Source organism: Candidatus Goldiibacteriota bacterium HGW-Goldbacteria-1, assembly GCA_002839855.1.
GTDB lineage: Bacteria > Oederibacteriota > PGYV01 > PGYV01 > PGYV01 > PGYV01.
Genome location: PGYV01000005.1, coordinates 142,136 through 155,061, shown reverse-complemented (window position 1 = coordinate 155,061; position 12,926 = coordinate 142,136). Strand labels below are relative to the sequence as shown.

13 protein-coding genes are annotated in these 12,926 nt (G+C 42.4%); 12 read left to right on the top strand and 1 reads right to left on the bottom strand.

Going from position 1 to position 12,926, the window contains the following annotated elements; all coding sequences use genetic code 11:
• Nucleotides 1–6: 6 nt before the first annotated feature.
• Nucleotides 7–339 carry a hypothetical protein gene (locus CVV21_06630; GenBank protein PKL91695.1) on the bottom strand — a complete coding sequence of 111 codons (333 nt, stop codon included), beginning with the start codon at nucleotides 337–339 and terminating at the stop codon, nucleotides 7–9.
• Between the two features lie 81 nt (nucleotides 340–420).
• On the opposite strand from CVV21_06630, the gene CVV21_06625 reads away from it, so the two are divergent.
• From CVV21_06625 to CVV21_06570, 12 genes are read left to right on the top strand one after another with little or no spacing between them, the layout of a single operon-like run.
• Nucleotides 421–891, top strand: a complete 471-nt coding sequence (locus CVV21_06625; protein ID PKL91694.1) for a translation initiation factor IF-3 — start codon at nucleotides 421–423, stop codon at nucleotides 889–891.
• 21 nt (nucleotides 892–912) lie between these two features.
• Nucleotides 913–1,113 (top strand): 50S ribosomal protein L35, encoded by a 201-nt coding sequence (locus tag CVV21_06620; protein ID PKL91693.1) that lies wholly within the window; start codon nucleotides 913–915, stop codon nucleotides 1,111–1,113.
• Nucleotides 1,114–1,169: 56 nt separating this feature from the next.
• Complete coding sequence (locus tag CVV21_06615) at nucleotides 1,170–1,553, top strand: 50S ribosomal protein L20 (GenBank protein ID PKL91692.1); 384 nt, start codon at nucleotides 1,170–1,172, stop codon at nucleotides 1,551–1,553.
• Nucleotides 1,554–1,600: 47 nt separating this feature from the next.
• Nucleotides 1,601–3,586, top strand: a complete 1,986-nt coding sequence (locus tag CVV21_06610) for an amino acid permease (GenBank protein ID PKL91691.1) — start codon at nucleotides 1,601–1,603, stop codon at nucleotides 3,584–3,586.
• Nucleotides 3,587–3,628: 42 nt separating this feature from the next.
• Nucleotides 3,629–4,066, top strand: a complete 438-nt coding sequence (locus CVV21_06605) for a hypothetical protein (protein PKL91690.1) — start codon at nucleotides 3,629–3,631, stop codon at nucleotides 4,064–4,066.
• Nucleotides 4,056–4,745 (top strand): portal protein, encoded by a 690-nt coding sequence (locus CVV21_06600; GenBank protein ID PKL91689.1) that lies wholly within the window; start codon nucleotides 4,056–4,058, stop codon nucleotides 4,743–4,745. Before CVV21_06605 ends, CVV21_06600 begins: the two co-directional genes overlap by 11 nt.
• On the top strand, nucleotides 4,742–6,775 hold the full coding sequence (locus CVV21_06595) for a hypothetical protein (protein PKL91688.1): 2,034 nt from the start codon (nucleotides 4,742–4,744) through the stop codon (nucleotides 6,773–6,775). The genes CVV21_06600 and CVV21_06595 overlap by 4 nt, the downstream gene beginning before the upstream one ends.
• On the top strand, nucleotides 6,775–7,989 hold the full coding sequence (locus tag CVV21_06590; protein PKL91687.1) for a hypothetical protein: 1,215 nt from the start codon (nucleotides 6,775–6,777) through the stop codon (nucleotides 7,987–7,989). The genes CVV21_06595 and CVV21_06590 overlap by 1 nt, the downstream gene beginning before the upstream one ends.
• A gap of 5 nt (nucleotides 7,990–7,994) precedes the next feature.
• Nucleotides 7,995–10,337, top strand: a complete 2,343-nt coding sequence (locus CVV21_06585) for a hypothetical protein (GenBank protein ID PKL91686.1) — start codon at nucleotides 7,995–7,997, stop codon at nucleotides 10,335–10,337.
• A 22-nt stretch (nucleotides 10,338–10,359) separates the two neighbouring features.
• A complete protein-coding gene (locus tag CVV21_06580) occupies nucleotides 10,360–11,157 on the top strand; it encodes a glycosyl transferase family 2 (protein PKL91857.1) in 798 nt (265 codons plus the stop codon).
• Nucleotides 11,084–12,202 carry a hypothetical protein gene (locus CVV21_06575; GenBank protein ID PKL91685.1) on the top strand — a complete coding sequence of 373 codons (1,119 nt, stop codon included), beginning with the start codon at nucleotides 11,084–11,086 and terminating at the stop codon, nucleotides 12,200–12,202. Before CVV21_06580 ends, CVV21_06575 begins: the two co-directional genes overlap by 74 nt.
• Nucleotides 12,189–12,746, top strand: a complete 558-nt coding sequence (locus tag CVV21_06570; GenBank protein ID PKL91684.1) for a peptidyl-prolyl cis-trans isomerase — start codon at nucleotides 12,189–12,191, stop codon at nucleotides 12,744–12,746. Before CVV21_06575 ends, CVV21_06570 begins: the two co-directional genes overlap by 14 nt.
• Nucleotides 12,747–12,926 lie beyond the last annotated feature (180 nt).

The window sequence follows — 12,926 nt, the reverse complement described above, 5'->3', positions numbered from 1 at the left end:
TGGCCGTTAAAAAGGGGCAAGGATAAGATTAACTAGTTTTTTTGAAACCGGAATAACTGCCGCGGGCTGAAGACCCGCGTCTACCAAGGCAATTATTACACTGCGGTCCTGATATTTCCGCTTCGCAGGCTTGTTATAACCGAGCCGCCGAGCTGCCTTAAGGGAATAATACGGTTTTTTTCCTTGACTTGAAGTGTTTCGTATTGTAATATTATCAAACCTTAAGGGGAAACCTTTAGGGCATAAAAATAGGAAGAAGAAGCCATCGCTTCTCACCCTTGGGGGCCGCAGGCGCCCGGGTTTAAAAATGATAAGTTTATCATATTTAAAGGATGGCATTTGTCATCCTTTTATCATTTTAGGAGGTGCAATATTTCATTCGCAGAATTAAAGGTTAACGAGCAGATCAGAGCTTTTGAAATGAGGGTAATTGAGGAAAATGGCAATTCACTTGGCATTCTCAAGAAAGACGAAGCGCTGAAACTTGCGGACTCACGTAACCTGGATCTGGTGGAAATAAGCCCTAACGCAAAACCGCCGGTCTGCAAACTGCTGGATTACGGAAAATTTAAATACGAGCAGCTTAAAAAAGACAAACAGGCAAGAAAAAATCAGATAATAATTGTTGTAAAAGAAGTGCAGTTCAGGCCGAACATTGATAAACATGACCTTGGAATTAAGCTTAACCACGCCCGTGAATTCCTTGAAAAAGGGTTTAAGGTAAGGTTTGCCATTAAGTTCAGGGGCAGGGAGCTTGAATATAAGGAAATAAAGAGCAAAGTTCTTATTGATGAAACAATGAAGGCGCTTTCTGACATAGGGGAAATTGAAAGTCCTCCCGCAACAGAAGACAGGACGATAATTTTTCAGATGCAGCCAAGAAAAAAATAACAAAATAAAGGAGACTCTTAAATGAAACAGAAATTAAAAACAAATTCATGCGCGAAAAAAAGGTTCAAGCTTACGGCAAACGGAAAGATTAAGTACAAAAAGCCGGGGCTTCGCCACCTTCTTCATCAGGAACCAAGCAGCCTTAAAAGGCCTAAAAGAAAAAAAGGATATGTGCCGGAAAATCAGGCTAAAGCCATTAAAAGCATGATGCCTTACTCGTAACAGAAGTGCCATTAAAAACGGATAAAAAATAAACAATATTATCAGGAGGAACAGATATGCCGCGCGTCAAACGAGGAGTAACATCAAAAGCAAGACATAAAAAAATATTAAAGCTTGCCAAAGGTTTTTACGGAAGAAAGAAGAATTTATGGACAAAAGCCAAGCAGCAGGTTGAAAAGGGAATGGTTCAGGCTTATAAAGGAAGAAAGTACAAGAAAAGGGACTTCAGGACCCTTTGGATTGCCAGAATCAACGCTGCCTGCAGGGAAAATGCAATATCCTACAGCAGGTTCATAGACGGGCTTAAGAAGTCCGAAATTATGCTTGACCGCAAACAGCTTTCAGAATTGGCAATCGCGGATCCGGCGGCATTTACAAAGCTTGCAAAAATCGCTCTTGAAGCGGTTGCAGCTGCAAAAGATAAAGCCGTGGCTAAATAATATCATGCGGCTGGATAAAGGGCAGTTAAAGGTTTAAGTGGCCAAAAATGGCTGAGCAATTACGCTCTATCCGAAGAAAGGTAATAGTAGAGAAGGAAAAACTTAAGAGGGAAATCGGCACGGCCGCGCTTTTCAGCGCGGGCTATGGAAACGTCGGTTCTTCAATATATTACGCGCTTGGCGCGACTGCTGTATTCGCGCTTGGCGCATCCCCTCTTGCCATAGCACTGGCGGGAATTTTCTTCGTCTTTACAGTATGGAGTTTCTCTGAAGGCACATCTATGATGCCTTATGCAGGAGGGGCTTCGTATTTTTCCAGAAAAGGTTTCAACGAATCGGTGAGTTTCTTTACCGGATGGGTTGACCTTTTATGCTATGTGGTAACCATTGCCATATCTTCCTATACCGCGGTAAAATACATGGCGTATTTTATGCCGGTTTTAAAAACCCCCATACCTGTTACCATAGGTGATTTTGCTTTTCAGACAAGCCCGCATTTTTTCAGTATAATGGCCGCGGTTGTTGTTGTGCTTGGGCTAATGGCTCTGAATGTAAGGGGGGTAAAAGAAGCCACTTCCTTTAATATCTTCTTTGCTATTTTGGATATTGCCACGCAGGCGCTTTTAATTATTCTTGGTGCTGTGCTGGTTTTAAATATCGGCAAAATATTAACTTACCCGTATCTTGGGCCTGAATACTGGCCGACATTAAGGGGTTTTGTTCAGGGGTTTGCCATAGCCATGATTTCCTACACCGGAATAGACACCATTTCCCAGATGTCCGAAGAGGCATATGATTATAAAAAGACCGTTCCAAAGTCATATTTTCTGTTAATCATTGTAGTGCTTGTAATGTCTGTCGGCCTTCCTGTAATAGCGGGAAGCGTTATGGATCCAAAGGAACTTGCCACGACATGGGCGGAAGACCCAATTGCGGGAATAGCTCACTATATGCCGGATATCGCGGTTTTTGGTTTGAATTTAGATTTAAGCGCCATTTTAGGGCCATGGGTTGCCATACTTGCGGTATCAATTCTTTTTATGGCAACAAACGCGGGCATAATGGGCGCATCGCGCCTTGCTTATTCTATGGGGCAGCACAGGCAGCTTCCCACGCCCATATTTAAACTGCACAGAAAATTTAATACGCCATACATATCGGTAATATTTTTCAGCCTCTGCGCGGTCGCTCTGCTTTGTGTCGGCGTGCTTTACAAAGATATTTTTATAAAACTGGCAAGCCTTTACGCGTATTCCGCGATGCTTATATTTACAATGGCGCACGTTTCCATAATAGCGCTTAGGATTAAATTTCCTGATATGGAAAGGCCTTATAAAACCAAATTCAATTTAACAATTGCGGGAAAACAGATTCCCATAACTGCCGTGATAAGTATTATTGTAAATATGTTTGTATGGGTAATAATAGCAACCGGGGATAAGTGGACAGGCAATGTGGGTATTCTATGGATAGTGGGCGGATTCGCGCTTTATGTGATTTACAGGAAGAAACATAAACTTCCCGTGCATGACGAGGTTACAATAGAAAGGGTGGTAGAGGCGGCTTATCAGCCCGTGGATTTTTATGATATAATAGTCCCCACAGTAGGAGATCTTGACGCGGAAATGATACAGGCCGCGTGTAAAATAGCGCAGAGGGATAAGTCAAGAATACTTGCGATATACGTGATTGAAGTGCCCATGACCCTTCCTATTGATGCTGTAATACCGGCGGAAAAGGAAAAGGGAGAACGCGCGCTTGACCAGGCGGAAATGATAGGCAAAGAGTATGGTGTGGAAGTTGATACCAAACTTGTACAGGCACGCTCCGCAGGCAAGGCCATAGTGGAAGAAGCGGCAAAAAGAAAGGCGGACTTAATACTGCTGGGGCATCCGCATAAAACAAAAGTTTCGGATATTCTGTCAGGCAGGACAATAAATTATGTGGCAAAAAACGCGCCTTGCAGGGTATGGGTGGACGTGGCAGAAATGCGCGAAGCCGAAATATCAATAGAAAAAGACGCTGAACTTTAAGCTTACATATAACTTGTTTTAAAGTTGAAATCAGGAGGAAAAATGAAAATAGTTATTCTTGGCTGCGGAAGGCTTGGGGAACGCGTGGCTAAAAAGATGGAAAAAGATAAAGCTAATTCTGTTATTGTAATGGATAAGAATGCGAACGCTCTTAACAAACTTGGTAAGGATTTTTCCGGTCAGGTAATACAGGCGGACGGCACGGATATGCAGGCATATACGGAAGTAATGAAAGAAAAGACAGATTTATTTATAGCTATAACAAGCAGCGATAATACAAATATAATGGCTGCTGAAATAGCAAAACAGAAATTTAAAGCGGAAACGGCGATAGCAAGGGTGGACGACCCGATAAGGGCAAAAGCTTTTGAAGAACTTGGAATACTTACTTTCTGCCCGACCACTTTGGGTGAAAAGAAAATAGCAAAAATTGTGGAAGATTCGCGTAAGAAAGAAACGGAGGCCCCTGATGAAGAATGAACAGGAATCACCCCGGGAAGAACAGCTTTTTGTAATAGTAGTCGGCGGCGGCAAGATGGGATATAACCTGACAAGGCTTTTAATAAAAGAAGGCCACGAAGTGCTGCTTGTGGAAAAAGACAGGTCAAGGTATTCAGAACTTGACCCGGAACTTGGCGAACACATATACATGGGCGACGCCGCAGAGTCGGAAACTTTAAAAGCAATAGGTACAAACCGCGCCAATGTAATGGTGGCTGTAACCGGTGACGACGCCACAAACCTTGTTATCTGTCAGATGGCAAAGATAATGTATATGATTCCGCGTACCATAGCCAGAATATCCAACCCGCGCAATGAAGATATTTTTTCCACGCTGGGTGTGGATGCGGTGGTCAACACAACAAAAATAGTAAATTCTCTTATAGAAAAAGAGGTTGATTCAGGAATGCTTGTACCTGTCCTTGAAATGAAGGGCGGAAAAGTTGAAGTGCTGGAAACAGAAGTGGATTCAGATTCCAAACTTATCAATAAACAGATAAAAGATATAAAACTGCCCGAAGACTGCCTCATTATCTCCATAATAAGGGAAGGGGAAGTGGTATTTCCCCACGGAAATACCGTAATTCAAAAAGGTGATTCCCTTATGGTCATGATCTCTAAACAGAGAAAGGCGGAGTTAAGGACAATTATTTCATGAAAGATGCGGCGGCCGCAAAAAAAATATTTTTAATATATTCGGCAATTGCGGCAGCTGCGTTCGTTCTAATAATGTTTGTTTATTCCCGCGGTATTTCAGCCCCTCTTGATGACGCGTTCATTTATTTTCAGTACGCGAAAAATACTGCCGCCGGCCATTTTATGGAATACGTCAGGGGGGAAGGTTATTCTTCAGGCGCTACCAGCCTTTTTTACGCTTTACTGCTTACTCCTTTCGCGCTTATTTTTAAAGGCGGCTCCATAATAATAGTCACATATGCCATAGGCGCGGCTTCGCTTTTTTTTACGGCGTATTTTATTTTTCTGTCAGTTCTTAAACTCACTTCAAAAAAAGAATACGCTTATCTTGCGGCATTTGTATGCGCGGTAAACGGGAACGTGTTGTGGGGCTATTTTTCCGGGATGGAAATAGGAATGTTCGGCGCCTTTTTGGCGGCTGTTTTCTATTATTTTATGACACAGCCCGGTACTGTAAAATCCGCCATTGCTTTATCGCTGCTGGCCGTAATCAGGCCGGAAGGTTTCGCGCTTTCAATGCTGATTATTTTTTCAAGGATTGTAAACAGGATAATATCAGGCAGGAAAGAAAACCTTCTTCTGTATATAATACCGCTGGCTGCCGGGGCGGTTCATTTTATTTTGAATTATATTTTTACCGGCGACTACATGCCTAACACAATGCGGGCAAAGTCCAACTTTTCGCTTTTCTATTTTTATCATACTGATATTGTGGCCCAGGGGCTGGCCCTTTTTAACAGGTTTATTGACATCATCTTTAACGGCGGGGCAGAGCATTATTTTCCCAAATACGCTTTTTTTGTATTCCTTTTAGGCATACTGCCGGGAGCTTATGCGGAGATAAAGAACAGGAATTCCGGCCCGTTTTTAAACGGAATCATGCTGTTTTTTGCGGGAGTTTTATTAACCGTCTTTTCAAGTTTTGCCACGGTGCATAATTACAGGTACACAATGCCGTTTACCGTAATATACTCGATATTTTTTGTTTACGGGATATTCGTCATAATTGAAGCGATGAAATTTAAAAATGCGGGGCAGAAGAAAGTTTTTTTCACGGCCTCCGCTTCTCTTATGATTCTCTTTACTGTATTTACGCTTGGCGCCAATGCTGTTAATTTTGGCAGGGACTGCAGGGATATTAAGGCTCAGTCAATATCCGCGGGGTTGTGGATAAAAAATAATATTCCTGAAGACGCAAAGATCGCTATTAATGACGCGGGAGCAATAGCGTTTTACTCTGAAAAGAGGGTATTTGACCTTGTGGGCCTTGTCACAAACGGGCAGGCAAAAATATTTCAGAACGGCAAAGCCGGTGTTTTTGAGGAAATAGAACACGTAAGGCCGGATTATTTTATGGTACATGTGGGCTGGTTTAATTACGAACCATATACGCTTTTTAAAAAACCAAGGCTGAAAGAGTTTAATATAAAAAGAGAGCCGCCGTATTTTGTGGTGGGGTCGCCTGAAGTCTGCGTGGCAACAGATTTTTCCCTGTTAGGCAGCGGTGATACAATGAAAACAAAAGAAGCTTTTAAGGCGGGCTATGTAACAAAGGATTCAATTGATGTATGTGATATGCGTTCAGAAAAGAAGCACGGCTATAAAATATGGACGAAATTTGTGTCTGAATACCCGGGTAACCTTCTTGAAGAAGGCCCGACAGAACAGGGTACACCGGGGGATACTGTACTTGATGCCGGAAGAATAACCAGCGGCGGAGAGGAATTTACCGTGACCGGCTTGACCCCCGGCACTGATTTAAGGATTGCCAGGCGCGCGCATTCCCCGGCTTTAAATCATCTTATAGTCACTGTAAACGGCGTAAAAGCGGTTGAATGGCAAACAGAAGAAAAAAAGGGATTTAATGAATTCTATATAGACATACCGGGTGATTTTATCAAAGGCGATAAAGTCAAAGTACGTATTGAAGCCGCAACGCAAAACAGGTATAATGCTTTTTATTATTGGTTTCTGCAGAAGGAGAAGGGTTAATGAAAAAACAAAAAGGCTTTTTTGATTCACTTCCCATAAATTCACTGGCAGCAGCGGCTATTGCTGTTTTTTTTCTGCAGGTGCTTTTAGTCCTTTATTATAACAACTTCAGCCTTACCTTTCCCAATATTGAAACATTCAGGTCTTTTGAAAAAGCGGCAAAATTCGCGGATTCGGGTTTTAAATCATTTGCGGCAACAGGGGACGCCAAAGAAACACAGGGAATTATTTACCCGGTTATCATATCGGCGGTGTATAAACTGGCCGGAAAAGCGTCGGTTATAACGTTTGCCTACATATTCGCGTTTGCGGTTTTCTTTATATCAGCTGCGGCTTTTTATAAAGTCAGCAGGGAGGTTCTGCCCCAAGCGGGTTTATGGCCGGTGCTTCTTGTTTTTTCCACTATGCCTTATATAATTCTTGGCGCGTACAGCGGCGGCGACGGGATGCTTGTACTTTTATTACTTTCTCTGAATTTATATTATTCTGTTTTTGGGCTTAAGAACGGCAGTTATACAGGCGCTGTAGTCACGGCAGTTTTATTGCTGCTGACAACCAGGATAGGCATGGCTTTTGGCGCCGCGGCGTTATTGTTTACAGGTTATAAATATATGGAAAAAAGTTTTAAAAAAGACGCACCGCGCATGTTTTATATTCTGCTGGGGGTTTCTTTCATTCTTATGCTTGTTTTCAGTGCGTTTACGTTTATTGATAAATTTGCGATAGAAAGCCTGCAGGAAAAGGGCATTCTTAATACAAGAACTTTCATGGTAGATACCTTTTTTAAGGACGGTTTTTTATGGTCAAAAGCGGTATGCCCTTTACTGGCATTGTTTTTCTTTTTTGCTGTGTTTACAGGTACTTCAAAAGAAATGTCGGATAAAAAAGCCGGGTTTTATTCCTACGCGGCAATGATAACAGCGGCCGCGTTGTCCGTTGAAATGACGGCGGTATTTTCCGATGTTACAGTCACGCACCTATACATGGCGCCGTTTTTTATTGTGTTAGGCATAGCGGGGCTTTCAGGCGCGGCGGAAATTTCAGAACTTTTAGCGGGTAATAATAAAAATATGAAAAACGCTGTTTTTTACAGCGTAATTGCTTTTATAATACTGTTTAATTTTATGTTATATTTCAGCAGGACTGTTGAAAATAACAATAAAATAAAGTTCATTGCGTATGACAGGACAGTACAAAACTTTGTTGAAAGGTGAGATAAATGGCCAAAAAAAAGAAAAAAGTTAAAAGCAGAAAGCCGGCGTCAGGAATCTTTAAAATTTTAAATTCATTCGGGCCTTTTAATATCGCGGCGGTTTCGCTTGGGCTTGGTTTTGTAGGGCAGTACTTTCTTTATACAAGAAGAATGCTTGTACCGGGGCTGCTGTTTTTTGCCGCGGCGCTGATAGTTTTCCTGATTGCCAATAAAGTTTCAAAGGATAAAAAAGACCCTCTTTCAGGGCCGCCTGCCGATGAAATTCAGCAGCCCGCTGTAAAAGGGAAAAAGAAAGGGTTTGACTGGAAAAAAGTTGAATATGCCGCCTTTGTTTTAATAGTGCTGCTGGCCATATTTTACCGTGTTTATATGATAACTGAAACACCGACCGGCTGTTACCGGGACGAAGGGCAGAACGCTAATGAAGCCCTAAATATAATGAATGAAATAGAAATGGACGGGACAAAACTTCCTGTTTATATTGAACGGTGGACGCAGAATGCGGCGATGTTTATGTATTTTATCGCCGGGATGTTTAAAATATTCGGAATAGGTGTGTTACAGGAACGGTTTGTCTCTGTTATATTGGGTTCTTTGTCCGTGGCCGCTATTTTCTTTCTTTTAAGGTTTTTAATGGGCTGGCGGATGGCGCTGGCAGGCACCTTTATACTGGCGGTAATGCGCTGGCACGTAAATTTCAGCAGGATAGGTTTTCTTGGTATTTTCACGGTGCTTTTATTTATAGCCGCTTTATATTTTGCTTACAGGGCGTACAGGCACCGAAAGCTTCCTGATTTTATTATGTTAGGCGCGGTTACCGCGTGGTCGCTTTATTCGTACATTGCGGCAAGGCTTATCCCGGTTGGGCTTGTGGTTTTCTTTGTATATCTTATATTAAAAGAAAAGGGTTTCTTTAAAAAGAATTTAAAAAAGATGGCTGCGGCAGTGCTGGCTTTTATGATAGTTATCGCGCCTCTGGGTATTTATGTCGCCAAAAATTTTGGCGCTTTTATGAGCAGGACATCCACGGTTTCGATTTTTAATGACGGAATGTTAAAGGCAATAGGCGGGCCATACATAGAAAAGGACGGGAATGTAAAACACTGGTCAAAGATGTACGCGCATAATTTAAAGAACACACTGTTAATGTTTAATTATATCGGTGACGGAAACCCAAGGCATAATTACAATACGGCACCCATGCTTGATTTTGCCACGGGAATATTTTTTGTGCTGGGATTCGGATACATATTGACGCGGTTTTTTAACCCGTATTACTTCTTATATATTACCATGTTCTTTGTCCTGCTGCAGGCGGGCCTTCTGTCAATTGAATCTCCCCAGGCTTACAGAACGATAGGGGTAATCCCGCTTGTGGTAATTGCAGTGGCTATAGTTTTTGCAAGGCTGCGTTCAATGTGGATGGAACAGTACGGAAAACAAAACAGTAAAATATTTACTATAGCGCTTGTTATTCTTCTGGCATTTATCGGGGTTAAGAATTATGACAATTACTTTAATGGCTGGGCAAAGGATTCCGGCGCGTGGGCGGAATTTTCCACGGATGAATATAACATGGGCAAATATTTAAAAGAACTTGGGCCGGACTGGGTGGGGCTGGTGCTGCCGTCGTGGTACGACAGTTATACTTTCAATTTTGCAACTTATCCCAATCAGAACTTTGAAAAGTTTGACCCTGCGGAATGGATACCAATTAAATCCAAAATACAGAAAAATTACGTCTATATACTTGATGTTTCGTACCTTCCGCTTAAATCTGTTTTTGAAGGCATGTATCCCGGCGGAAAGTACACGGACTTCAGGCACAAGTACGGCAACAGGATTCTTTACTTTACCTACGAAGTCCCGTATGCAGAGGTTAAAAAATATCAGGACAGGGCTGTAAAAAGCGGGCTTACCGGCCGTTATTACAGGGATGATCACAAGAAAAATCTGAAATTAATGGAAAATCACTGGAAAGGGCAGCCTGTATTTTCAAGGCTTGACCCGTTCATTCTGTTTAACTGGACAGTTGACCCAATCATGGGTCCGTTTTCGGTTAAGTGGACAGGCGCTATAAACATAAAAAAAGCCGGCAAATATGAATTTCAGACTGTATCAAATGATTACTCTGATGTTTATATTGACGGGAAGAAGATTGTGGAAAATCCAGGCGGCGGCGGGGGAATTACAGGCGCATCCGGCACGGTAAATTTATCCGCGGGAAGGCACAGCATAATGGTGCGTTATTATGAAAGCGTGAATTACTCCAAAATGCAGTTCTTCTGGCGGCAGCCGGGCGAAGAATCCATGGAGGTGGTGCCAAGTGAAGTCCTTATCCCGGACTAAGAAAAAGATAAAAGAAAAAGTAATGGTCATAATGCCGGCGTACAACGCGGCAAAGACCCTTGAAAAAACATATAAAGACCTTCCAAAGGATTATGTTGATGAAGTGATACTTGTTGATGACGTCAGCAAGGATGAAACTGTTGAAGTGGCAAAAAAGCTTGGCATTAAGGTGCTTGTGCACATACAGAACAGGGGATACGGCGGAAACCAGAAGACCTGTTACATAGAGGCGTTAAAAGACGGCGCGGATGTAATTGTTATGCTGCACCCCGATTATCAGTATGACGCGCGGCTTGTACCCGAAATGATTGCGCCCATTATTAACGGGCACGCTGATTTTGTCCTTGGTTCCAGAATGCTTGGCGAAGGCGCGTTAAAGGGCGGAATGCCTTTGTATAAATACATTGCCAATAAGCTTCTGACCTTTTTTGAAAACTTATGCTTTGGCAAACATTATTCGGAACTGCACACGGGTTTCAGGGCTTACAGCAGAAGGGCGCTTCTGGAAATACCGTTTACTTTAAATTCCGACGATTTTGTTTTTGATACCGAAGTGCTGGCGCAGATTGAAACCAGAAAGTTTCCCACGACGGAAATACCGGTGCCCACAAGGTATTTTAAAGAAGCGTCTTCCATTAATCTTGCAAGAAGCACGGTATACGGGCTGCAGACTCTTTCCATAATGTTTCAGTTTCTCTTCAATAAATGGGGGATAAAGAAGTATCCCAAGTTTAATAAGAAACTTTTTGATGTCATATCGCCGTTTTATGTTAAAGAGATACAGAAAGCACAAAGAAAAAAAGGCAAAAAAAATGGTTAAAAAGAAAAGGTTTTGGATTGGCATAATTGTCACGCTTGTATGTTTGTATTTTGTTTTTCGCGGGCTGGACATCGCAAAGATATACGAGATCCTGAAAAAAATTAATATTTGGATGCTGCTGGCAACTGTTGCCGTGTACCTGTTTGGGTATTATTTAAGGGCAATCAGGTGGCACCATCTGTTAAAGCATATAAAGAATTTCAGGCCGGCGGAATTGTTTCCTTACCTTGTAATGGGGTTCATGGCAAATAATATTCTTCCCGCAAGGGCAGGGGAATTTATCAGGGCATATCTTGTGGGGGCAAAAAAAGGAATTTCCAAATCGTCGGCGTTTGCGTCAATTATGATTGAACGCGTGTTTGACGGGCTTGTCATGATAGCGTTTTTTATAATAGGGTATGGCGCTTTTCATTTTGTTGAAAGGACTGTAACAGACCCTATTTCTGTGGAACTGTTCGGAAGGGTGTTTGGAACAAAAGATGCCGTAACTATTTTTGCGGTAATTGGAGGTGCGCTTTTTATAGGGATTTTTACGGTAAGCGTCCTCCTTATCTGGAAAAAAGAGCCCACTGTAAATATATTACATAAAATATTTTCAAAGTTTCCGGGGAAAATAGGCGCCACTTTTAATAACCTTATTGATACTTTCATAGAAGGGCTTGGCGTTCTGCGTTCAAAGAGTTCTGTTTTTATGGTGTTCTTTTATTCGGCGATTGCCTGGACAATTGAAGCCGGAACATATTACGCGCTGGCATACGCGATGGGAATACACATAAACTTTCTGCTTGTCTGCCTTATAATGGCGGTGGCGAATTTTGCCATTATGGCGCCGTCCACATCCGGCGGGGTTGGGCCTTTTGAATTTTTTGGAGTCGGAATAATGCTTTTGTTCTCTTACCCAAAAGAAGAGGCCACGGCATATATAGTAATAATACACGCGATGATTTTACTGCCTATTATTCTGCTGGGGTTAATATTTATGATGACAGAAGGGCTTGACCTTAAAAAAATATCAAAAGCTAAGGAGGAAGATGCAAATGCGTAAGATGTTGGCTGTATCAATGGTATTTGTAATGGCGGTATTTGCCGTGTCATGCGGCAAGGAAACAAAAAAAGCGGAAGTGCAAAGCGCGGAGGTAAAAGTGGAAGCGGCATCAGCGGGAAGTCAGATAGCGGTAATAGAAACGGAAAAAGGTACAATTAAGTTTAAATTTTTCAGTGAAGATGCGCCGGGCACGGTGGCAAATTTTGTTAAACTTACAGAATCAGGCTTTTATAATGGGCTTGTTTTTCACAGGTATGAACCCGGGTTTGTTATACAGGGCGGGGATCCAAAAGGTAATGGTACCGGCGGCCCCGGATACAACATTAAAGCTGAATTCAATAAGAATCCGCACATTGCCGGAACTGTGGCCATGGCGCGTTCCGCTAATCCCGACAGCGCGGGAAGCCAGTTTTATATCTGCCTTGCGCCTGCGCCTTTTCTTGACAACAACTATACGGTTTTTGGACAGGTGACAGAAGGAATGGAAACTGTTCTTAAGTTAAGGGCAGGGGATAAGATGACAAAGGTTTCAATAGAAAAATAAGGTTGTAATCTTTAAAGCCGCGGCCGCGTTATTGCGTGCCGCGGCTTTTTTTTATTTCTAAAGCCCGCGTGTTTTATTCTATGCAGTGGTAGGCGCGCCTTTTAAGGCGCGGTAGTTGATGTTGGTTTATGTTTGTATTTGCAATGGTAGACGCGGGTCTTCAGCCCGCGGCAGTTGATT